General features: G+C 65.2%; 23 protein-coding genes and 1 tRNA gene. 11 read left to right on the forward strand and 13 right to left on the reverse strand.

What is annotated here, in order from left to right:
• Positions 1-103 precede the first annotated feature (103 nt).
• Positions 104-1,003: a TIGR03619 family F420-dependent LLM class oxidoreductase gene (locus tag Pka01_RS37555; RefSeq protein ID WP_203887765.1), complete on the forward strand. Its 900-nt coding sequence runs from the start codon at positions 104-106 to the stop codon at positions 1,001-1,003.
• 524 nt (positions 1,004-1,527) lie between these two features.
• On the opposite strand, the gene Pka01_RS37560 is transcribed toward Pka01_RS37555, so the two are convergent.
• Positions 1,528-1,890, reverse strand: coding sequence for a hypothetical protein (locus Pka01_RS37560; protein WP_203887766.1), 363 nt, complete (start codon positions 1,888-1,890; stop codon positions 1,528-1,530).
• Between the two features lie 254 nt (positions 1,891-2,144).
• A complete protein-coding gene (locus Pka01_RS37565; protein WP_203887767.1) occupies positions 2,145-2,579 on the reverse strand; it encodes a DUF6924 domain-containing protein in 435 nt (144 codons plus the stop codon).
• 321 nt (positions 2,580-2,900) lie between these two features.
• Here Pka01_RS37565 and Pka01_RS37570 point away from each other — a divergent pair, with 321 nt between their 5' ends.
• Entirely contained in the window at positions 2,901-3,656 is a 756-nt protein-coding gene (locus tag Pka01_RS37570; protein ID WP_203887768.1) for a hypothetical protein, read from the forward strand.
• 345 nt (positions 3,657-4,001) lie between these two features.
• Here the strand turns inward: Pka01_RS37570 and Pka01_RS37575 are convergent, their stop codons facing one another.
• A complete protein-coding gene (locus Pka01_RS37575) occupies positions 4,002-4,274 on the reverse strand; it encodes a hypothetical protein (protein WP_203887769.1) in 273 nt (90 codons plus the stop codon).
• A 411-nt stretch (positions 4,275-4,685) separates the two neighbouring features.
• Here Pka01_RS37575 and Pka01_RS37580 point away from each other — a divergent pair, with 411 nt between their 5' ends.
• Positions 4,686-6,056, forward strand: coding sequence for a helix-turn-helix domain-containing protein (locus tag Pka01_RS37580; protein WP_203887770.1), 1,371 nt, complete (start codon positions 4,686-4,688; stop codon positions 6,054-6,056).
• Complete coding sequence (locus tag Pka01_RS37585; protein ID WP_203887771.1) at positions 6,053-6,619, forward strand: flavoprotein; 567 nt, start codon at positions 6,053-6,055, stop codon at positions 6,617-6,619. The genes Pka01_RS37580 and Pka01_RS37585 overlap by 4 nt, the downstream gene beginning before the upstream one ends.
• A gap of 265 nt (positions 6,620-6,884) precedes the next feature.
• On the opposite strand, the gene Pka01_RS37590 is transcribed toward Pka01_RS37585, so the two are convergent.
• Positions 6,885-7,589 (reverse strand): cytidylate kinase family protein, encoded by a 705-nt coding sequence (locus Pka01_RS37590; protein WP_203887772.1) that lies wholly within the window; start codon positions 7,587-7,589, stop codon positions 6,885-6,887.
• Between the two features lie 248 nt (positions 7,590-7,837).
• Here Pka01_RS37590 and Pka01_RS37595 point away from each other — a divergent pair, with 248 nt between their 5' ends.
• The gene (locus Pka01_RS37595) at positions 7,838-8,284 is read left to right on the forward strand and encodes a hypothetical protein (protein ID WP_203887773.1); all 447 of its coding nucleotides are present in this window, start codon (positions 7,838-7,840) and stop codon (positions 8,282-8,284) included.
• 546 nt (positions 8,285-8,830) lie between these two features.
• Here Pka01_RS37595 and Pka01_RS37600 read toward each other — a convergent pair.
• From Pka01_RS37600 to Pka01_RS37610, 3 genes are all read right to left on the reverse strand, one after another.
• Positions 8,831-8,899 (reverse strand) — tRNA-Glu (locus Pka01_RS37600).
• A gap of 44 nt (positions 8,900-8,943) precedes the next feature.
• Positions 8,944-9,546: an SMI1/KNR4 family protein gene (locus tag Pka01_RS37605; protein WP_203887774.1), complete on the reverse strand. Its 603-nt coding sequence runs from the start codon at positions 9,544-9,546 to the stop codon at positions 8,944-8,946.
• Between the two features lie 129 nt (positions 9,547-9,675).
• Positions 9,676-10,131, reverse strand: a complete 456-nt coding sequence (locus Pka01_RS37610) for a hypothetical protein (protein WP_203887775.1) — start codon at positions 10,129-10,131, stop codon at positions 9,676-9,678.
• A gap of 842 nt (positions 10,132-10,973) precedes the next feature.
• Here Pka01_RS37610 and Pka01_RS37615 point away from each other — a divergent pair.
• Positions 10,974-11,171 (forward strand): hypothetical protein, encoded by a 198-nt coding sequence (locus Pka01_RS37615; protein ID WP_203887776.1) that lies wholly within the window; start codon positions 10,974-10,976, stop codon positions 11,169-11,171.
• Positions 11,172-11,347: 176 nt separating this feature from the next.
• On the opposite strand, the gene Pka01_RS37620 is transcribed toward Pka01_RS37615, so the two are convergent.
• A complete protein-coding gene (locus Pka01_RS37620) occupies positions 11,348-11,560 on the reverse strand; it encodes a YxiG-like protein (RefSeq protein ID WP_203887777.1) in 213 nt (70 codons plus the stop codon).
• A 10-nt stretch (positions 11,561-11,570) separates the two neighbouring features.
• Positions 11,571-11,987 carry a MerR family transcriptional regulator gene (locus Pka01_RS37625; RefSeq protein WP_203887778.1) on the reverse strand — a complete coding sequence of 139 codons (417 nt, stop codon included), beginning with the start codon at positions 11,985-11,987 and terminating at the stop codon, positions 11,571-11,573.
• A gap of 219 nt (positions 11,988-12,206) precedes the next feature.
• On the opposite strand from Pka01_RS37625, the gene Pka01_RS37630 reads away from it, so the two are divergent.
• Together Pka01_RS37630 and Pka01_RS37635 are read left to right on the forward strand one after the other, a co-directional pair.
• Positions 12,207-13,163, forward strand: a complete 957-nt coding sequence (locus tag Pka01_RS37630; RefSeq protein WP_275414540.1) for an oxidoreductase — start codon at positions 12,207-12,209, stop codon at positions 13,161-13,163.
• 390 nt (positions 13,164-13,553) lie between these two features.
• Positions 13,554-14,312: a GNAT family N-acetyltransferase gene (locus Pka01_RS37635; RefSeq protein WP_203887780.1), complete on the forward strand. Its 759-nt coding sequence runs from the start codon at positions 13,554-13,556 to the stop codon at positions 14,310-14,312.
• Between the two features lie 115 nt (positions 14,313-14,427).
• Here Pka01_RS37635 and Pka01_RS37640 read toward each other — a convergent pair whose 3' ends face one another.
• Positions 14,428-14,817: a winged helix-turn-helix transcriptional regulator gene (locus tag Pka01_RS37640; protein WP_203887781.1), complete on the reverse strand. Its 390-nt coding sequence runs from the start codon at positions 14,815-14,817 to the stop codon at positions 14,428-14,430.
• A gap of 154 nt (positions 14,818-14,971) precedes the next feature.
• On the opposite strand from Pka01_RS37640, the gene Pka01_RS37645 reads away from it, so the two are divergent.
• Positions 14,972-15,736, forward strand: coding sequence for an SDR family NAD(P)-dependent oxidoreductase (locus Pka01_RS37645; protein WP_239116106.1), 765 nt, complete (start codon positions 14,972-14,974; stop codon positions 15,734-15,736).
• Between the two features lie 227 nt (positions 15,737-15,963).
• Here the strand turns inward: Pka01_RS37645 and Pka01_RS37650 are convergent, their stop codons facing one another.
• Together Pka01_RS37650 and Pka01_RS37655 are read right to left on the reverse strand one after the other, a co-directional pair.
• Positions 15,964-16,470, reverse strand: a complete 507-nt coding sequence (locus Pka01_RS37650; RefSeq protein WP_203887782.1) for a tautomerase family protein — start codon at positions 16,468-16,470, stop codon at positions 15,964-15,966.
• 103 nt (positions 16,471-16,573) lie between these two features.
• Positions 16,574-17,218, reverse strand: coding sequence for a DNA alkylation repair protein (locus tag Pka01_RS37655; protein WP_203887832.1), 645 nt, complete (start codon positions 17,216-17,218; stop codon positions 16,574-16,576).
• 114 nt (positions 17,219-17,332) lie between these two features.
• On the opposite strand from Pka01_RS37655, the gene Pka01_RS37660 reads away from it, so the two are divergent.
• Positions 17,333-17,503: a nuclear transport factor 2 family protein gene (locus tag Pka01_RS37660; protein WP_203887783.1), complete on the forward strand. Its 171-nt coding sequence runs from the start codon at positions 17,333-17,335 to the stop codon at positions 17,501-17,503.
• Between the two features lie 31 nt (positions 17,504-17,534).
• On the opposite strand, the gene Pka01_RS37665 is transcribed toward Pka01_RS37660, so the two are convergent.
• Positions 17,535-18,641, reverse strand: coding sequence for an epoxide hydrolase family protein (locus tag Pka01_RS37665; RefSeq protein WP_203887784.1), 1,107 nt, complete (start codon positions 18,639-18,641; stop codon positions 17,535-17,537).
• A 113-nt stretch (positions 18,642-18,754) separates the two neighbouring features.
• Between Pka01_RS37665 and Pka01_RS37670 the strand changes: the two genes are divergently transcribed.
• Positions 18,755-19,234, forward strand: a complete 480-nt coding sequence (locus Pka01_RS37670; RefSeq protein WP_203887785.1) for a MarR family winged helix-turn-helix transcriptional regulator — start codon at positions 18,755-18,757, stop codon at positions 19,232-19,234.
• Positions 19,235-19,379 lie beyond the last annotated feature (145 nt).

Raw genomic sequence — 19,379 nt, forward strand, 5'->3', positions numbered from 1 at the left:
GTGGGTGTGAGGCTCGGCTCAGTTCCTGCGGCGGCCACGACATTCACGACTACATCGGAGGCCTCAAATGAGACTCGGACTTCGTCTGCCCCAGAGATTGGGAGTGGACCTACAACACGACGTGGTCGAAGCGGCCAGAACGGCCGAAGCGGCCGGGTACGCCAGTTTGTGGACTTACGAACGGCTGATCTTCCCGGAGACACCCGCCGAACCATATGCCCCGCCGAACGTGCCGTGGCCGGAAACCCAGCGGCAGGCCGCCGACCCCCTGGCAGTCCTCACGGCAGCGGCGGTGGCGACCGAACAGGTCCGCCTCGGTACTTCTGTTCTGATCGCTGCACTCCACACACCCGTCCAGCTGGCGAAGGCGCTGGCCACGATCGATCAGATCAGCGGCGGGCGCATGATCGCAGGCCTGGGCACCGGCTGGTCCAGCGACGAATTCCGGGCCACTGGCGCCACTCGAGCGGATCGCGGCCGCTTCCTCGACGAGACGCTGGACGTCTTCGATGCCGTGTGGGGGCCGGACCCGGTGAACTTCCGGAGTCCTCGCGTAGTCATCGACAAGGCCTCGGTCCTGCCCAAGCCCGTTGCGAAAATCCCCGTGATGCTCGGCGGCGGTGGCAGCGCCAAGGCCCTGCAGCGCATCGCCAAGCGCGCAGACGGCTGGCTGCCGTTCCTGGCCACGCCAGGCCCGGACGGAGCCGCACAACTGCGCGCAAGCTGGGACCGTATCCGGGAAATGGCTTCTGAGTATGGCCGGGACGCAAGCCGGATGGAGATGGTCGTGGTGGGGAACGTCACCTTCACCGACCGTCCGCCAGGACCTGACCGATCGCCGTTCGTCGGCACTCTCGACCAGATTATGGACGACATCCACACGGCCGCAGAGGCCGGCGCAGACGAGCTCATCGTGGATCTGAATCTGCAGGACTGGTTCACCAGCACTCGGCAGATGCTTGAGACGGCGGTGGAGATCCGCGAACGGGCCGCAGCCTCATGACCGTTGAAGGAGGTGCGATAAACGGGCGTCGACGGTGGTGCGGCGGCTCCGGGTAGCTCTTGTCGGGGGCCCTAGCAGCGGGAGGCTCCCTACAATTCCCAAGCTGGCAGCGCGCTACGCCGGAAGTCGGTATCCCAGTGGTATGTGAGGTGTTCGGGCGGTACTTCCCAAGCTCGCAGTCGGACACGTAGGTCCGCCTCGTCAGTCGCGACGGTTCGCTTGATCTCGCTGCTTCCGATGTCGTAGTCCCAGCCGTCGAGATGCTCGGTGAGGAACTCGCGATGCGTCAGCCGAAAGCTGCGTCGAGCGTCGCTACGTGTCCAGTGTTCCCGCTGAGCGGCACTGTCGGCATCCGTAAGTAGCGGGTGAACCGCCACCCACGCTCGACATTCGGGCCGGCTCGCCATCACCTCGGCGACGAGGAGTCGCCCGAGCCGGAGGGCGTTCAGTGTGCCCACGGGGAAGACCCCGTCCAAGTCATGGGACACGACGAATCAGTCGCAGCACTGCGGTTCGCGCCGGTTTCAACGCCTGGTCTCGGAGTCCTGTTCGCTGCCTCGATCGGGCTGGTCCCGGGTGGACCGGCGGATCAGGATCATGCTGGTTTGGCTAAGCCGGTGCTCAATCTCCTCCGGCCGCCTTGTCCCTTCCATTTGGACGAGAGTGAGCGCATCGGGGTAATCCGGTTCGGCGAGTTCATCTATTTCCACGTTTCGCTGGACCGACGTTCTCTCGTCCCCGAACTCGCCGATGGAAAGAAGGTACTCACCGCCGCGATACCAACTCTCGCGCCACTCGAGGGTCACTCCCAGTGCCAACGCCACCTCGGCCGCGACCGACTGTAGGTCGTCATTGCTCACAAAGACGAGGTCGGTGTAAGTCGCCACTCCGCCATCGTGCCAGGCCCCGCCTGGGCGTGCCCGCGGATAAGGCCGGCCTCCGGCGGGGCCTCCGACTCCGATACGAATACACAGCCGTCGGGACCGTAAGGGGCTGAGGCAGGAGCCTGATCAATCCCGCCCAACCATCGACCCGGGACAAGCCGAGCAGACCAAGGCCGAATGATCAGCCGCGGAGGGTGCGCGCCGCGTCGAAAAGACCACGCGACAGACCGACCGTCGTGTGCCCTGCCGCGGTTCCGTCAGTCCCCCTCGAAGCCCCGGAACATGCCGGACTCATTGGTGGCGTCGGCGAAGTCGGCGAAGTCGGCGAAGTCCAGGTTCGCGATGGACAGGTTGGCGGAGACCTCGTCGTACCAGCGGAGCGGCACCCGGAAGATGCGACCGGGCTCGTCGTAGAGGTCGACGGCGAGCAGTGGGTGTTCGTCGTCGGCCATGGTGGTCGCGTCAGCGAGGAACAGGTAGGTCAGCTTGTCCTCGTCGTCCGCCTCGGCATCCGCTTGGACCAGGGCCTCAATGCTCACCCCGGCATACTGAGCGTCACTGACGAAGGTCGCGTTGGGGTAAGGATCTGCAGTGATGAGGGCGGCTTTCAGGGCGTCCCACGCCGTGTTGTCGGTGAAGTCGGTACGCAGGACCAACGATGTGAGGTCGTCGGGTTGGGGCAGAGGGGTCACGACGAGAATCCTCCCAGTCCATCGCCGCCTCTGAGATCCTGCACAGCTCCGTCTGCCGGTCGAATCAATCGAGAAGGACGGCTCAGAGCTACGTTCGCCGGGCCATTAGCGGCCATTGGCCAGGGTGACGAGGGGGCAACAACGGTCGCTCAGGACCGGCCCGAAGCCCAGCTCAGCGCCCCCACGAGGTGTGATCCATGCACTTCCCAAGCTGACAACGTCGCTTCCGTCTCTTCACAGCGCGTCAGGGGCACGGATGCCGCTAAAGTAGCAATCTTCGGATGTGTGACCTTCCGGAGTCTTTGAAGGCGAATGCCCACGATGAACCTCGCCCAGACGCCCGCGCGATTCCGTCTCGACGCCGCGTTGAACCACATGGCGATCACTTTCCGCGGCATGACCGCCCATCCTGACGAGCAAAACTGTGTGTGCCACTGGGGAAGCGCAGAAGAGCTCGCGCAGTTGAAGGTGCCGGACGTGGAGTTGGACCTTGATCTCCTGCGTCGCACTTGGCCCAGCGACTGGAATGACCATGCATCCGTGTTGCGCCGCATTCTGCCCCAGTTGTCGAGGGCTCTCATCATCGGCCTCATCGAGCCTCTCTTCGGCATGGATGAGGTCGGACGCGCATTCGCTCGCGGCGACTGGCAGCAGTGGCCTACCGAGCAAGCCGCAGCGGTGCGGGAATTCCTGAGCGCCTGGTGGGCCAACACTCTCATCGACCCGGATCCCACTGTGCCCACGCACGAAGTCCTTGCTCTATGCACCGAAGCCTCCGCCGCAATCGGCCCGTGGCTGCACGTCTGGGAAGCACAGACGGGCACCGTCTCTGACCACCACCTGGCCAAAGCGGTGTCGCACTGGGAGTACGACTTACTGGGAGACCAACTCCCCTGGGAAAGCTGGAACGACAAGGAAGAGACGCGTATCGAGTTGACGTCCTGGCTGATCCGCCATGCCCCTGCCCGGCTCCATGCTCGGAACGCCCCCGTAGAGCTACTCCACCGGATCCGACTGCTCGGCCTTGCCGGCCCGGCCCGCTGGGATGACCCCCACTGGCCTGGCCACCGCTACTAAGAGCGATCACGTGCAGGTCAGCGTCCCTGTTCGCGAAGGGCGATCCACTGGTGATGTTGTTGTTTCATCGGGTTTGGCCGGCCAGTAGGGAGTTCCAGATTGTCCAGCCTTGGTGTATCGGCCAGCGGTGGCTTTCTGAGATTTGTGGTGCGCCGTCGCACTGTATGGTTCGTCGGATGAATGCCATGCCTCCGGACTGGCAGAGTTCGTAGAACTTCGCCCGGCAATCGCATGTCCACGCCAGGACCAGCACCCGCTGCGTCGGCCATGGTTGTCCCCAGGCCAGAGGACGGCACTCGTGTTGCGGCAGTGGGATATGCGGGCTGTGGAGACGATCAGAGAGGTTCACGACTCTTCACCGAGGAAGTGGGGCGAACACGGGTGGTTGCGTCGTAGTTCGTTGTAGCGGTCGGCGATTCGGCGTGCCGCGGTGACGACGTCGAGGGCTGGGGTGAAGGAGTAGACGGGGCGTCCGCTGATCGACGTGCGGCCTGAACTCCACCGGAACCAGCGTCCGTCGGTCCAGACGACCAACTCAATCCAGACCGACACCAAGGCAAGGCCGTATCCCTCGTGTACGTCGGCCTCCACGCCGTGCCGCTCCAGCTGGATGCGCAATCGCTCCGCACAGCGAGCGGGGGTGATCGTCGGACGCGGTCGTGCCGCAATGAGGCGATCAGTATCCATCACACCGCCACTGGCAAGCCGGAACCTGAGCATTCGTAGCCGCCCGCGACCGGGTCGAAGGCTACGTCGTGAAGCCACTGCTCAGGACCAACCGATGTCCCGCGAACGAATCGCAGGTCCTTCCCTGGACAGCCGCGCGTCTTCGTCTCCGCAATCATGGATTAAGGGTCGTATGCGCGGGCCTTCGCAGCCCATCCCCGTGCGGCATCCCTCGGCGGGATGGATGATGACCGCGTAGTAGTGAAGACACTCTCTGTCGCCCGTGTGAAGGGAGGGCCGCGGATGCAGCCAGGCTCCGCCCGGCCATACGAGGTCCCCGCCTCGATATGGCAGCGTCCGGACATGCTCGCCGCGCTGACGGTCCGCGACATCGGCGTGGTCTTCCGACTGGTCCGTCAGTATGGTGGGCTGAGCCAGACGGTGATTGGCAGCATGACTGGTTTCAGCCAGGGCAAGGTCAGCGCCATCATGAACGGAAGCCAGCAGGTCACAGCTCTAGAGGTGTTCGAGCGCCTCGCCGATGGCCTCAACCTGCCCGACCCGGCACGAATGGCTCTGGGGCTGGCCCCCAAGGGCGTCTTCATCCCACGGCAGGATGCCGTTGCGGGATTCATCACCCCAAACGCGCCCCGTACCGTGGATCTCGTCCAACGAGGGGAGGACGTGACCGGCGTGCGACGACGCGACTTCGTGGGGCTTGCGGGGGCCGCCTTGTTCAGCGCAGTAATAGCGCAACCTCTGACCGACAACGAGCAGCTTGCTGGCATCGACGACCTTGCCGCAGCACTCACCGAATACCCCATAGCCGCGGGAGACCTTCCGGACCTGGGGCAGTTGGCCACCACCGTGGCGCAGGCGAAGCGTACGTACCAGGCATGCCGATACTCCGAGGTCGCCGCATCGCTGCCGTCCCTGATTCGTGCTCTGCGCATCGCCTCCGATTCCGTGGAAGGCGACGCCCGAATCAGAGCGCATGCTCTGTCCGCCGAGGCGCATCACGTGGCAGCATCCATCCTGCTAAAGCAGGAGGACAAAGGCCTTGCTTGGCTCGCCGCTGACCGCAGCGTCCAATCCGCTCATGCCAGCAGCAACCCGCTGATGATCGGCTCAAGTGCCAGGATCATCACCCATGCCCTCATGGACGGCGGCCACCACCGCGTAGCGACTGACATGGCGAGTACAGCCGCCAAACGCCTGAATGCCGCCCTGACCCAGCCGTCCCCAAACGACCTGTCCGTGTACGGCACGCTCCTTCTACGTGGAGCCGTCGCCGCCGCACAGTTCGGCAACCGGCACACCGCCGCGGAACTCCTTGACGAAGCCGAGGATGCCGGCCGCCGGCTCGGCTACGACGGTAACCACATGTGGACCGCGTTCGGGCCGAACAACGTCCTGTGCCACCGTGTGAGCATCGCACTCGTTCTCGGCGACGCAGGCACCGCGATCAAGAACGCCCGAAGGATCGACCTCGATGCCCTACCGATCAACGAGCGCAAGGCAACCGTCCTGCTTGACACCTCCCGCGCCTTTCTCGCTTGGGGCAAGCATGATCGCGCTCTTCACATCCTGCGGGCCGCCGGCGAGATCGCCCCCGAGGAGATCACCAGTCGCCCGGCAACGCACCGGCTTATCCACGACATCCTCACCACCGCGCCCATCAGCGTGCGGCGCGAAGCACGCGAATACGCCGAATCCTTGGGAGTGACCGCGTGACCAAGTCCGGCAAGGTTCTCTACGTGATTGTTTGCGCTGCCGGACCGGCCAGCGATGTCGGCCGCCTGGTCACCATGGCCCAAAACGACGGCTGGACCGTCCAGATCGTCGCTACCTCACCGGCGCTTGACTTCATTGACGTCCCAGCGCTGGAGAAGCAGACCGGCCGCCCCGTCCGAAGTCAATATCGCAAACCCGATGAACCGAAGCAGCCAAGAGCTGATGCGATCATCGTCGCCCCCGCGACCTACAACACCATCAACAAATTCGCCCAAGGCGTCGCCGACACGTATGCGCTCGGGCTTCTCGCTGAAGCACCAGGACTCGGCATTCCCGTGGTGGTATTACCCTTCGTCAACAGCGCCCTAGCTACTCGCGCACCGTTCCGGGAGGCTGTCAAACTGCTCCGCGCTGAAGGCGTTCGAATCCTCATTGGTCCTGGCCAGTTCGAGCCGCACCCCCCGAGCACTGGGGCCGACCGCCTCGATACGTATCCATGGCGGCGATCGTTGGATGATCTCAATGGTCTACTTCATCAGCGCGATAATCGCCGTCACGCCTGAGGCGGTAGTGGCGAAACCTCCGAGATTCGCGATGCAGCCCCGAGGTTGAATTCAGAGCCCACGGTTGGCTTGTGCCACGAAGACCTTCGTGCGAGGGGCATCCGCTCTCGCGATCATTGACGCGAAAGGTTGCGCGAGATACCAGCAGCGATCGTTGTGGTCAACAACCAGCCGACTATGACGAGGGACCGCAACCCATTGAGCCCCCACCGGGATTGGAATCTCAACGGTGCAGATGCGCGTCCTGCTCGTGCGGGAGCAATTGTCAAATCCTGTGTATCGATGAGTGTGCTCGGACTTCCCAGGTCGGCCGTTGGAGCTGATCGTTGTACACGATGATGTCGGCGTGATCGGTTGGGCGGGCTGTGGCGAAGTAGAGCTGTTGGGAGGGGATATAGCGGTTGCGCCAGGACCGTTCGATTTCGGCGGTGTCGGCGGTGGATCCGGCCGGCGCTGTGCCTCGGTCCCGGGCGCGATCTACCGTCTGCTCGAATGGGACGGACACGAAGATGCGCAGGTCCCACCGGTCGATGAGTTCTGGGCGCAGGAGGAAGACGCCGTCGAAGAGCAGTACGGCGTCTACGGGGGCGGTCGTGGCCGGCGGGGACGATGGGGTATCGGTGTCTCTGTCGTAGACCGCGTGTTGGAACCTTCGGTCTCCGCCTGGGCCCAGCGGATCGAGCAGGACCCGGCGCAGCGCGGCGTGGTCGTGGGCGTCGAAGTAGCAGCCTTCGGCCGAGTACTGGCCGCGTCGGTAGCGCTGTGCACGGGGGAAGAGGAAGTCGTCGATGGTCGCGCGGATGACGTCGCGGTCCTGCGCGCGCAGGACGACGGCGAGCTCGTCGGCCAGCGTGGTCTTGCCGGCGGCGGGCGGCCCGTCGATGGCGACCCGCAGCGGGTGCGCGGTCGTGACGGACCTGATCGCCTCGGCCAGCCGACTGATGAGCTCGCCGCGGGTGCCTTGGTCCATTGCTGCCTCTCTCACGGTGTCTCTGTTTAGCACCGCACGTCAGGCTGCGGTCGCCGATGGGCAGGTAGGAGTTGCGCGAGGCGGACGGCGTTGGCGAGCGGCTGATGCCCCTAATGTCTCGATCCAAATACTTCGCCCTAGTCGCCCGAATTATTAGTGGTTGGGTGTCGTCGTTGCCCGTAGCATGCCGATGCGAAATTTCACTGCCGCCGCCGATCTGGCGGACCCGGCCGCTGCGGGGAGAACACATGAAGCAGAAGCTGCACGATGCCCTGGTCACTATTGCCACCCCATTGCTCAACCCCGGTGAGACGCCGGCCGCGACCGGTAGGGCCCGGGTGGGCAAGGTCTCGATTGCCCGCAACGCCGCCCTGGCCGCCGCCTCGATGGTGCTCTCTGGCGGCACGGTCGGCATGTATGCCATGAACAAGGCTTACTACGTCCTGTTGACCAGCGAGCGGCTGCTGCTGCTCGAGGCGCACTGGCTGACCGCCCGCCCCACCGCAAAGATCGTCGGCGACATCCCCCGTGCGCTCTTGTCGATCGAGGACGTCAAGCGCGCCGTCATGACGTCCGTGACACTGTCCATCAGCGGTGAGGACAAGGGGCTGCTGCTCAAGTATCCGACGTTCGACAGGGAAGGCGCCGAGTTGCTGCTCAAGGCGTTCGGGGTGGCCCCCAGCCTGACCAACTAGGGCCTTGGTGTTGCATTTCGACGTGAGAACGGGCCCCTTCCCCATGTGGTGGGAGGAGCCCGCTTTTCAGAGGGTGCGCCCGAGGTCAGAAGCGACGAAGGAAACATAGGCGCTCTATCCAACTGAGCTACAGGGACCAGTGGCCCCCGGCGGGATTCGAACCCGCGACCTCCCCATTAACAGTGGAAGTAGCCCTCATCTGCGCACCGGGCACGTTCTGAAGTTGTGTTCCTCCCGAGATCAAGGTGACGGCGGTCGATTTCGATCGGCCGAAGCCGATTGCTCGCCATGAGCGGCTGGGGACTCTTCGGCGGAGTCGGCCCAGCGGGAATCGAACCCGTGTTGAAGTAACCGCTGTCGTCGCACCGGGAGGTGCATATGTAGTTGTGACTCCCCGAGTTCGGGAGCGGCACCGGCGTTGTCTTTTTACAGAAAGAGAAGTAGCCGGGGCCTTCGCACCGGGGAGCGCATATCAAGTTGTGGCCTCCCGAGGTCATGGCGGCGACGGTGACGTAGCGTCCTGGGCCACTAGACGACACCGGCCGAAGCCGGCGGCGGGATTCGAACCCGCGTTACCGCTTTGAGAGAGCGAAGCATCCGTTGCCTGCGCACCGGGAGGTACAAAAGAGACGGTAGCGGAGCGATATTCCGCGCGCATTCTAATTTCGAGGGCGATCGCCATCTGAGACCAACGGCGTAGCCACTTTCGGGTCCCCGAGATGGTGCTGGTACGGATCGAAGGGATCGATGGAGTCCTCAGCGAGTGCTGCGGTGATCAACGTCCGCATGAACTCGTCGAGATTGGCTGCCACTGGTCCGAAGCCTGCGACGTCGGCATCGTAGACGCCGTTCTGGATTGCACTGTTCGGTAGCGCCAGGATCGGACGGCCATCAGGTAGGGGGACCGCGTAGAGCACTCCGCCACCGCACGAAGCGATGATCATCACTTCGTGGGTCGTGGTGCCATGGCGGATGAACCTCGGTTCTCGGGAACGGTGCAGCTCGGCGATCCAGCTCGGGGGTCCGATGAAGTAGCCGTTCCACAGGTCCGGAAGACTCGCCTCTTCTACGGCGCCAAAGAAGGCCGAGATGTCAGCTGGAAGAGGAGCTCCTAGCTGCTGCGACAAGGCGCGAAGCTCTTCGTCTCCATCGGCCGGTACCAGGGCGTTGGTGTCTGGCGGGTAGCCGTACCTGATCTCGAAGTCCGTCAGGAGAACGCGGACGACGTCGTGGAGTTGCTTGATGACGCTATCGACGTCCATTGCCTCTCCCGTGGCTCCTGTCGTTGGCGGGCGGAGCGGATCAGGACGGCGGCCGCCGACCCGCTGCGGTGCCCAGCCTCCCTGGCACCGCCAGGGAGGCTGAATCACGGGATCATCTCACCATTCCCGCTACATGAACGGTGTGGTCGGCAGCGCGGAAGCAGATCTTGCCCTGGAGTTCTGCCATGGGTTGGCCTGATTGCGGTTCGTCTGGAAGGGCGACACCTGAAGGGTGAAGTCCCGCATCAGGTGCTGACTTTGGTGTTCGTGTTGGCGTGCATGCTGGGATTGGTGGTTCGAGTTCCGGTTGTGGTTCCCGCGGCCGCCGCCCCAGCCCCAGCCGCCGCCACATCCGCCGCCGCCACATCCGCGGCCACAACTGCTGCCGCGACTGCAACTGCTGCTGCTGCAGCCGCTGCTGCGCCCGCAATTGCTGCTGCCCGAGCCGCGGTCGGAATCGCCCCAGCCGGAGATGACGCCGGCATTCGCGGCGCTCGCGGTGAAGGCAGTTGCGACGGTGAGGGTGCCGCCGGTCAGCGCGGTGCCGATTGCGAGAGTCCCGACGATGCTTTTCAAGTTGGGCATTCATTCCCCCTTGAACGGGCTTGCGCCCCGTGTTCTATTTCGCCAAATGGTCACGAAGTGTTGATCGCGAGCTATTGCCGAATTGTCTGTGTAATGCGTTGTTTTCCATGTCTCTTAAGCAACAAACGGCGATTGGTCGCTTTTGTGTATCACTTACCTAGTTATTGAACCTCTTAGCCCCATATTAGCTATTCTGGCATGAAATAATCTATTATGCCCTGATATGTCATGTCTGCGATGGTGCGATATTCCGGTCGGACGAGGCGCCGCGTGAGTGCCACGCGCCTTGCGCTCGTACGGCCGGACCTGTGGTCGCGATCGGACGAACTGGCTGAATCACCTCGGCGACCGGCAGGATCAGCAGTTATGGAGGCCTTCCTCCGGCCCCTGGAACCCTGTGTCGGCCGGGCGCCGGGCGGTCCTGCAGGATGTCGCCGCGTGTCCGCGCCAGCGCCTCGGTGGTAGAGCACCACGAGACGGCCGACCTGGTAGTCCGCTCGGGCCGCCTGGCGCGCCATGCTGGCCGGCGACGCACTCACCTCATCGACCGCCGAGACGGCGCGACCCTTCCCACGGATGTCGCGCTTCCACTGGAGCACTACATCGATGAAGAAACGATCTCGGTCCGACCGGTGACGGGATCGTCGACTTGATCGTCGTTCAATTGGCGTGCAATTAGACAGGGGTTCGATTCTGGGTAGCCCCTGACGGCGGCGGCAAGGGGTTCCCGGTTTCGAAAGTTGGGTGCCGTGCACCTGCCGACAAATACGTGAGGCGTCGCATTAGGCCATATCAACGGCATGATCACGTGTCAGATGGGGGGTGCGATTAGTATCGTCAACATGAGCGAACCCCAGACCGTCACGCTTCCACACGGCGACAATTTGAGCTGTGACACATGCCAGAACGAGCTCTTCGAATACCATCAGTGGAAGCTCCAGACCACGGGCATGACATTCATGAACCTCGACTGGGCGAACCGTGACGCGACCTGCTTCGTGTGCACCACGTGCCGCCGCATCCATTGGTTCCATTTGTGATCAAGGGTGTGCCCTGGCGTACAGCCCGATGATCAGATAGTCCACGCAGTGGCTCTGCATTATGGGCGCACAGTCGTCACGATCTGCCGTCGCGGAGGACGCCCCAATGATCGTCGCGACGCCCGGCACGCGCACGGCAAACTGACCGTATCGAGGAAAGAACCGTTCGGTGTGCGCTACTGCAGGTTGTCCGCGGCCTCTCCAGGTACGGAGAAAGGCGTGTAGCCGGGCGGCAGTTCGCTCACGTCCAAGCCGGAAAATACCAGTGACAGGTCATGTGCATTGGTCTGGATACGCACCTCGTGGAATTCAATCCCGATGGCTGCGGCCCACGAATCAGCCGTCGTCGATTCGGCCATGACCGTCGCCCCGGGATAGAGGTTCGGCATGTCGCCGCGATCACTCCACAACCAGGTCCGGGACCCTATCGGAGGCTGTAGGGGTGGCGGCCGCGGCGTCCTCGCAGGCGCGCAGATATGTCTCGATCGCGTGCCGGTTGCGCTGCAGCACGTCGATGCGTCGTTCGATGCTGACGAGTTGGCGTCGCAGTCCGTCCAGGTCCTTTATTGCCGGGCACACCGGGGCCTTCGCTTCTTCCTTCGCGGCATCGAGACAGGGGAGAACCTCGCGGATCATCTCCGTCGTGAAACCGGCTTCGAGAAGTTCGCGAATTTGCAGTACACGATCGATGGCAGGCTCGCCGTAGGTGCGATATCCGTTGCCGCTCCGGAACGGGTGCAGGATGCCGACCTCTTCGTAGTAACGAAGCAGTCGCGGCGCGACCCCCGTCTTCGCGGCCAGGTCTCCGATCTTCAAATCGCTCTCCTCAATTAGGCATCCGCGCAGACGGCGCGCCTCGCCGTCGCACCGGTACGCGACCTCGCGGTCGGCGCTTGACCTTCACATTAATGGAAAGGTTTAGCTTCTCCACATTCCCAGACCTGCTGAAGCGGGTTGATCAAGGCCGCGTATCCGGGGCCGGCCATCGCGTTGGACAGCCGCGGCGCGCGCCAGCAAAGAATGTGAGATCAAGAGATGACGACGGGTTCCAGGACGAACGCAAGCAAGCCGGACGGTGGGGGATGGACCGCGGACCGAATGGCCGAACAGAAGGGCCGCACCTTCGTCGTGACGGGTGCGACCAGCGGTCTCGGTCTCGTGACGGCGCGCGAGCTCGCGGCGCACGGCGGCCGGGTGCTGCTCGCTGTTCGTGACGCGGCACGGGGAGAAGAGGTGGCGTCCTCGCTCCGCAGGGCGTATCCCGGGGCCGAGGTGGAGGTGCGTCAAATCGATCTGCTGAATTTGAACTCGATTCGCCGGGCCGCGGAGCAAATCGGCGCGGAGGAGTCCGTCGACGTACTGGTCAACAACGCGGGCATCTCCATGGTCGAGCACTCCGTGACCGCGCTGGGCGCAGAGCGCCATCTCGCTGCGAATCACCTCGGCCACTTCGCGCTCACGGCGTTGCTGGAACCGGCGCTGCGCCGGTCGCCTGCGCCGCGGGTGGTCACCGTGACGTCGTACATGCATGAGAAGGGCGAACTTGATCTGGACGATGTCGCGTGGTCGCGGAAGTACTCGCCTATCGCCGCCTACTCGGCATCGAAGCTGGCCAACGCGGTCTTCGCCGTGGAGCTCGCCCGGCGCGAGCAGTCGTCATCGTCGCCGATCACCAGCATTCTTGCGCACCCGGGCTACAGCAACACGCCGATGCAGAGCAAAGGCACCGGGATCACGGGGATCGCCATGCGCGTTCTCGGCAGGCTCTTCGCGCAGAGTCCGGAGATGGGAGCTCTGCCGCAGCTTTTCGCGGCGACCGAGCCCGATCTCGCCGGCGGCTCCTACATCGGACCTGACGGCCGGGGCGGACGGTCTGGACATCCCATACCCGTGCAGCCGTCGGCGGCAGCCCAAGATCCAGAACTCGGCCGTCGCCTGTGGGAGCGCTCGCAGCAACTGACCGGCATCGGCTGGCACACCCCCGAATCCTGACCGCGTCGCCCGCGGACGAGGATGATCGGGCCGCCGACCTGCTGGTCGGCGGTGATGAAAAGAACCCCCGTTGCGCACTCGCGGTTGCCGTGGCAAAGTTGGCCCCGCTTTGCGGCACTCATATATACGGCAGAAGGATTGAAGTCCATGGTCTCGGCGTCCCTCAGCGGCCGCCGTCGGCACTGACCGGTCTCCAGTACCGGCATCGTCAGTGCCACGTTCGTCTCCTCACGGCGGCCCTACGCGCGGTGTCTGACACACCGCCTCGCCTCCCTGTACAGGGAGGTCCCGGCTCAGCGCCGGGTCTGACAAGTCTGCGCGGCTCACCGATCCGCCCCGGTGCGGCGGGATCGCGCTCCACCATGTCATACACGTGAGGTCAACATCATCATGGACTCCAACGTCCAGAGCTTTGCCGTCGCCAACCTTCGTCGCCGCCCCGTGGTCGTCCAGGCAGGTGGCTTCGTCGCAGGGTTCGATCCCAGCACCACCAGCCCGTACATCAACTACGCGACCCCTGAGCCCGGCGCTCGGCCGACGAGCCGGGATGTCGCAGCGCTGATCGAGGCGTTCCGCGATCGCGGTCTCAAGCCCAGGCTCGAGTTCGCGCCGGACGCCGCGCCCGACGTGGAGCCCGCACTGCGCGCGGCGGGATTCACCGTGGAGGAGGTACACGAGTACCTGGTCTGCACTCCGGCCACGCTGACGATGCCTCCAGCCACGGCAGCCCCCCTCCTTGTGGAGACCCCGTCCACGGACGAGGACTACGCGTCGATCGACGGTGCCTTGGCCGAGGCGTTCTCCGGCGAGTTCGCCTCCTCCCCTGAAGGTGTGGCCCGGCTGCGCCGCACCCAGGAGAACGGCGGCGCGGTGCGGTTCGTCCGGGCGCCCGGGGGCGGCTGCGCCGGTGGGGCCTCCTGCTCCGCGCCGGCCGTGGGCACTTCGGAGTTGGCAGGTGTGGGTACTCGACCCGCCTTCCGCGGCCGCGGCATCGCCGCCTCGGTCACAGCCGCGCTGACGGAGACCATGTTCGCCCAGGGGGCGCAGTCGGTGTGGCTGGAGTACTCGGGCGAGGGATCACGCCGCGTCTATGAACGCGTCGGCTACAAGCCGCAAGGCACCCGCCTGTACATGGCGCTCGAAGGGTGACGTGCGGGGCGGGGACGGTCCAGGGCCCGTCCCCGCCCTCAGCCCGTACGTCTATCGGAAACGACCAGTAGGCGGTGATGTCCCGCCTCGGGGCGTACAAGTCGAGGCGTCCGACTCATCGGGCGTCGAATTCGGTCCTCGATTCGAGGATGCCGGCGCAGTTGTCCTCCGCCCATCCGCCCAGGGAGCGGAGGATCCCGAGCAAGCTGAGCCCGCGAGCAGTCAGGGCGTAGTCGACTCGTGGGGGTTTGGTGTCGTGGACGGTCCGCGTCACCAGGCCGTCCCGTTCCAGCCCCCGCAGTGTCGCGCTGAGCATGCGCTGGGTGATGGGCTCGCTCATCCGGCGCAGCTCGTTGAACCGCCGGGTGGTGTCGCCGAGCTGGCAGATGACCACCACCGACCACTTGTCGCCGACCCGTTCGAGCACGTCGCGGATGAGGGCGAGGCGGGCCTGCTCGCACAACTCGGACGTGGTGTCGTCCACCTCCGGGATCGGGTGTGCCATGCCCGCAGTATACGAGAGGTACCTGGTTCCCATAGGGGTGGTTCTCCCGGTGATACCTGGTCACGTTGAAGTGCTCTCTTGCCGCGTTCCCGCAGCGCTGCAAAGGTACGGATTACGCACCTGGTATCCAATGAGAACCATCTAGGGGGAAATCGTGTCCACGCGGTTTGTAGAGAAAGTCATCCTGATCACCGGTGCCACCTCCGGCATGGGCCGTGCCGCGGCCGAACGGATCGCGGCCGAGGGCGCGAAAGTCGTCCTCGCAGCACGTGGCAAGGAGGCAGGCGACGCGCTGGTGGCGGACCTCCGCGCCGCCGGAAGAGAGGCCACCTTCATCCCGGCCGATGTGACGGTGGAGGCCGAGGCGGCGGAGCTGGTCCGCCAGGCGGTGAGTCGGTACGGCCGGCTCGACGGCGTGTTCAACAACGTCGGCGCCGCCACGGCGGTCGGCCCGCTGACCGAGATCGAGGGCGACGCCTGGCGCGCCGAGCTGGCGCTCAACCTCAGCAGCGTCTTCTACGGCCTGAAGCACCAGATTCCGGTGCTACTGGCGAACGGCGGAGGCGCGATCCTGAACAACGCCTCGGCCAACGGCGTCACCGGGCAAGCGGGCGCGGCCTCCTACAGCGCCGCCAAGCACGGCGTGGTCGGCCTCACCCGGTCGGCGGCACTCGAAACGGCCGCGGCCGGCATTCGGATCAACGCCCTGATCACCGGCGGCGTCGACACCCCGCTGCTGCGTGCCAACATGGGCCCGACACCGGAGGAGGCCCTGCGCGCAGCCGGGGCGATGCACCCGATCGGGCGGGTCGCCCAGCCGGACGAGATCGCGGCGTTCGTCGCGTTCCTGCTGAGCGACGAAGCCAGGTTCATCACCGGAGCCGCGCTGGCGATCGATGGCGGGATGACCGCGGACTGACGAGGGGACTTCGCGGGCGGCCTGCCTCCCGTGCAAGGTTGATCCGCTGAGCGCTCGGCAAGCCGTCCCCCCAACAGGACGCGGCCGGCAGCGACACTCGCACGAGCAGGAGATCTGAGTAGCCGGACGCCCCGCCCATTCCTTTGTCACAACGGCGGGCGGGGCGTCTCGGGCCTGTTCAGAGAGTTCGCAGTGCTCAAATCGCGCGGTATCGCGGTCCCCGCCGGTCAGTAGTAGGGAACCGCCCGATTCTCGCGCACCCAGAGCCGTTCGGCTTCACTGCCCTCGGGAGGAGGCCGTAGCCCGTCGATCATCCACAGATCCCGGGGAGTCTCGTCGACATGGAACTCGCAGTACAGGCCCCGGTCCCGAGTGTGGGGGGCCAGCAGGTGGCTCAACTCCTCGGCGATCCGGTTTCGCGCGGCGGGATCCCGCGGTTGGCGAGCGAGGTGCTCGATCACCACTCGCACGGCGCTGTCCGACGGTTCGCCGCCGATGAGGAACGAGGATTCCGGCACTTCGTGGAAGAGGGTGATGACGTAGAACTTCGGCAGACCGGCACCTACGTAGTGCTGCGCGACGTCTGCAGCGAATTCCTCCTTCTGCCGCGCGGTGTAGGTGCCGACCGGATGGTAGACGTGCCAAAGGGGCATCACAGTGTCCTTCGCGAGCGACGGTGCCGGCCGGGCTGAGTAACTGGTCGACTTACACCACGCCAGAAGGCCCTCACCCATTTCAAAGACCATCGACAGCGTGTCGCTGATCCCACTCCACCGTCACTGACGTCCATGGTCAGTACAGCCCAGGCGCGAGCGGCACGAGCGTGAGCGCGAATCCCTATTTGTCGTGCTGCCGGCGCACCATCTCGGTGATCCAGATGGGCGCGAACGGAGAGGTGCAGCCCGGGGGAGTCGGGTAGTCCTTGAGCACTTCGAGGCGCTCACCGATGTCGACGGCACGGGCGCGGTGCTCGGTGTGCTCGATCCCGATCTGAGCCAGGCAGTGGTTCATCGCCCACTGCAGGCGATCCGGGGCGTCCTTCATCTCCGTCTCGATGACGTCGAGCAGTCCGGCGAGGTCGAGGCCTTCGGGCTTCTTCGCGACGCGTTCGGTGGTCAGCGCCCAGCCGGCACTCGCGACCACGGGATCCGGATCGGCTGACCAGGCCAGGCGCAACTCTCCGGAGTGCGGATTCTTCTTCACCACGTAGTTCACGAGCCAGTCGTGCACCTTGGGTGTGCGCGCTTCGCGCAACATAACGTCCAACTCGTCACGCTCGAACGCCTTCGGACGGCAGATCAGGATCGCCAGCAGTCGCGCCGCGGTGTCATCGGTCTCCCAGAGCCGGCACGCGAGTTCCTGCTGCGTCTTCAGCCGCTTCGCGAGCGCGCGCAGCTTGCTGAGATTCACACCGTGATCGTCACCGTGCTTCTCGTTGACCTCGCGTGTCCTCGGGTCCTCGAGGTCGGCCAGTTCGGCCATCACCTCGGCCACCGTGGTCTCGGCCACCTCGCCTCCCGTTCATCACGTGCGAGGTTCAGCCTACGACGGAAGCCGGTGATGAGAAGAAGGAGTTGCTGGGCCGCGATCGGAGTCGTGTTCACGCTGACCTACACTCACGACCGCACCGGGCGCGATCTCACCATGACGGGCATCAAGTCCTACCGCCTCCATGCCGGACGGATAGTCGAATTCTGGGGTGAAACCGATCTGCATGGCCTGCTCCGGCAGGCCGGCCTGGTGCCGGAGCAGATCCCGCCCTTCTGAGAAGTGGGCGAATGGAAGCCGGCGGTGTCTCCTAGAGAGTGCCGACTTGGGAGTCCTCCTTGATGCGGGTGAGGAAGAAGTCCCGGACGTCCTCGGCGAGCAGTTCCGGCACCTCCATCGCGGCGAAGTGGCCGCCGCGCTCGAACTCCGACCAGTGCCTGATGTCGTACAGCCGCTCGGCCAGTGGCCGCACCGACTGCGTGATGTCGTGCGCGAACACCGCCACGCCAACCGGTACCGGGCACGGCTCGGTCCGCCGCGGAGTCTCGCGGTGCAGCCGCGCCGAGGAGGCCGCGGTGGCGGTCAGCCAGTACAGCGAGATGCCGGTCAGCATCCGCTCGTCACTGATCTGCGAACGGGGGTCCGTCCACTGTGCGAAGCGCTCGGCGATCCAGGCCAGCTGGCCGACCGGAGAGTCGGTCAGCGCATAGCCGATGGTCTGCGGGGTGGTGGCCTGCAGAGCCTGGTACGGCGGACGATTCGCCATCAGTTGCCGGACCTGGTCCAGCCGAGCTTCGTCCGTTTCTGACAGCTCGATGTCGGCGTCCGGTATCGGCCGGGTCGGCAGGTAGTTGACGTGCACCCCGACGACCTGCTCGGGCGCCACCGCGCCGAGCGCCGTCGAGATGCCCGAGCCGAAGTCGCCGCCCTGCGCGCCATAGCGCTCGTACCCGAGACGGCGCATCAGCTCGGCCCAGGCCCGTGCGACCCGGACGATGTCCCAGCCGCGGTCGTGGGTCGGCCCGGAGAAGCCGTAACCCGGGATGGACGGGATCACCACGTGGAAGTCGCGCGACAGCGGCTCGATCACGTCGAGGAACTCCAGAAACGAACCGGGCCAGCCGTGGGTGAGGATCAGCGCGAGCGCGTCCGGTTTCGAAGACCGGACGTGGACGAAGTGGATGTTCTGGCCGTCGATCTCGGTGGTGAAGTGCGGAAGCTCGTTGAGCCTGGCCTCGTGCTCGCGCCAGTCGTAACCGGTGCGCCAATATTCGGCCAGTTCCTTGAGCCGCGTCAGCGGGAAACCGTAGTCCCATCCGGCGTCGGCGACCTCGTTGGGCCAGCGGGTGCGGGAGAGCCGGTCGGTCAGGTCGTCGAGGTCGGCCTGCGGGATGTCGATGCGGAACGGCTTGATCATGGTCCTGACTCCGGGGGGATTCGTTTGGGCATGAAACGTTTGTGCGCCTAACGTTTGGCGTCCGAACGATATCACAATCATTGGTGCTCCCAACGATTCGTTAGGCTTGCCACATGGAGAACCCGTCCGACAAGCCGCCCGCCGGGTGGGAGAGCCTGCCGAGCTGGCTGCTCACCCAGACCGCCAACCACGCGCACCGCCTGGTGGCCGACGGGTTCTCGTCCGTCAGCGCCCGCGGCTATCACTACCGCCTGCTGGCGACCCTGGAGGAGTTCGGCCCGGCCAGCCAGGCCACGCTGGGCCGCCGTAGCGGCATCCACGTCAGCGACATGGTCGCGACGATCAACGAGCTGGCCGAGCGCAACCTGGTCGAGCGCGCCCCGGACCCCTCCGATCGGCGGCGCAACATCATCTCGCTGACGCCCGAGGGCGAGCTGCAGCTGCGGCGACTGGAGAAGCGGCTGGCGGAAACCCAGGACGAACTGCTGGCTCCACTCTCATCCGAGGATCGAGAGCGGTTCGCCGAGCTGCTGTCCAGGCTGTTGGACCACCACAACCGGCGAACCGGCACCTCAGAAGAGCCGCGGCACTGACTGGCAACGCGCCCAGGAACTCCTCCGACCAGGGGAGATCTCAGGCCCGGCGGTAGACCACGGTTGCGCCGCCGGTGAGCCAGGTGAGGCCGGTGAGTTCGAGTATGTGGGCCTCGGAGGTGCCGGCCGTAGCCTGTGACGCCCG

This window comes from Planotetraspora kaengkrachanensis (assembly GCF_016862895.1).
Taxonomy (GTDB): domain Bacteria; phylum Actinomycetota; class Actinomycetes; order Streptosporangiales; family Streptosporangiaceae; genus Planotetraspora; species Planotetraspora kaengkrachanensis.

What these genes read in the sequence shown, in the direction of transcription:
- Pka01_RS37570 (WP_203887768.1), top strand. Translation starts at nt 2,901, where the DNA reads ATGAACCTCGCCCAGACGCCCGCGCGATTCCGTCTCGACGCCGCGTTG.
- Pka01_RS37580 (WP_203887770.1), top strand. Translation starts at nt 4,686, where the DNA reads ATGCTCGCCGCGCTGACGGTCCGCGACATCGGCGTGGTCTTCCGACTG.
- Pka01_RS37590 (WP_203887772.1), bottom strand. Translation starts at nt 7,589, where the DNA reads ATGGACCAAGGCACCCGCGGCGAGCTCATCAGTCGGCTGGCCGAGGCG.
- Pka01_RS37595 (WP_203887773.1), top strand. Translation starts at nt 7,838, where the DNA reads ATGAAGCAGAAGCTGCACGATGCCCTGGTCACTATTGCCACCCCATTG.
- Pka01_RS37605 (WP_203887774.1), bottom strand. Translation starts at nt 9,546, where the DNA reads ATGGACGTCGATAGCGTCATCAAGCAACTCCACGACGTCGTCCGCGTT.
- Pka01_RS37610 (WP_203887775.1), bottom strand. Translation starts at nt 10,131, where the DNA reads ATGCCCAACTTGAAAAGCATCGTCGGGACTCTCGCAATCGGCACCGCG.
- Pka01_RS37615 (WP_203887776.1), top strand. Translation starts at nt 10,974, where the DNA reads ATGAGCGAACCCCAGACCGTCACGCTTCCACACGGCGACAATTTGAGC.
- Pka01_RS37620 (WP_203887777.1), bottom strand. Translation starts at nt 11,560, where the DNA reads ATGCCGAACCTCTATCCCGGGGCGACGGTCATGGCCGAATCGACGACG.
- Pka01_RS37630 (WP_275414540.1), top strand. Translation starts at nt 12,207, where the DNA reads ATGACGACGGGTTCCAGGACGAACGCAAGCAAGCCGGACGGTGGGGGA.
- Pka01_RS37635 (WP_203887780.1), top strand. Translation starts at nt 13,554, where the DNA reads ATGGACTCCAACGTCCAGAGCTTTGCCGTCGCCAACCTTCGTCGCCGC.
- Pka01_RS37640 (WP_203887781.1), bottom strand. Translation starts at nt 14,817, where the DNA reads ATGGCACACCCGATCCCGGAGGTGGACGACACCACGTCCGAGTTGTGC.
- Pka01_RS37650 (WP_203887782.1), bottom strand. Translation starts at nt 16,470, where the DNA reads ATGGGTGAGGGCCTTCTGGCGTGGTGTAAGTCGACCAGTTACTCAGCC.
- Pka01_RS37655 (WP_203887832.1), bottom strand. Translation starts at nt 17,218, where the DNA reads ATGGCCGAACTGGCCGACCTCGAGGACCCGAGGACACGCGAGGTCAAC.
- Pka01_RS37665 (WP_203887784.1), bottom strand. Translation starts at nt 18,641, where the DNA reads ATGATCAAGCCGTTCCGCATCGACATCCCGCAGGCCGACCTCGACGAC.
- Pka01_RS37670 (WP_203887785.1), top strand. Translation starts at nt 18,755, where the DNA reads ATGGAGAACCCGTCCGACAAGCCGCCCGCCGGGTGGGAGAGCCTGCCG.